Source organism: Burkholderia sp. PU8-34, from assembly GCF_053427725.1.
In genome coordinates, this window is the sequence record NZ_JBSAXC010000056.1 from 1 (window position 1) to 850 (window position 850).

Below are 850 nucleotides of genomic sequence, written 5' to 3' on the forward strand. Positions count from 1 at the left end.
TCGTCGATGTTGATCTTGCCTTCCATGTACCAGTCGACGATCTTCGGCACGTCCGTGCGGCCGCGTGCGCCGCCGAATGCCGAGCCCTTCCATTCGCGGCCCGTCACCAGCTGGAACGGCCGCGTGCCGATCTCCTCGCCCGCCGCCGCCACGCCGATGATGAACGACTGGCCCCAGCCCTTGTGCGTGCACTCGAGCGCCTGGCGCATCAGCTTCACGTTGCCCACGCATTCGAACGAGTAGTCGGCACCGCCGTCCGTCAGCTGCACGATATGGTCGACCACGTTCTCGACCTCGTTCGGGTTGATGAAGTGCGTCATCCCGAACTTCTTCGCGAGCTCGACGCGCTTCGGGTTGATGTCGACGCCGATGATCTTGTCCGCGCCGACCATCTTCGCGCCCTGGATCACGTTCAGCCCGATCCCGCCGAGACCGAACACGACGACGTTCGCGCCCGCCTCGACCTTCGCCGAGTACACCACCGCGCCGACGCCCGTCGTCACGCCGCAGCCGATGTAGCAGATCTTGTCGAACGGCGCGTCCTCGCGCACCTTCGCGACCGCAATCTCCGGCACCACGATGTAGTTCGAGAACGTCGACGTGCCCATGTAGTGGAAGAGCGGCTTGCCGTCGAGCGAGAAGCGCGACGTCGCGTCGGGCATCAGGCCCTTGCCCTGCGTCGCGCGGATCTTCTGGCACAGGTTCGTCTTGCGCGACAGGCAGAACTTGCACTCGCGGCATTCGGGCGTGTACAGCGGAATCACGTGATCGCCCTTGCGCACCGTGCCGACGCCGGGGCCGACGTCGACCACGACGCCCGCGCCCTCATGGCCGAGGATCGCCGGGAAGA

General features: G+C 66.0%; 1 protein-coding gene. It reads right to left on the reverse strand.

The window, feature by feature from the left end:
- The coding region (locus ACV22Z_RS35665; RefSeq protein ID WP_448080931.1) for a zinc-binding dehydrogenase at window positions 1-850 on the reverse strand (850 nt) is incomplete at both ends.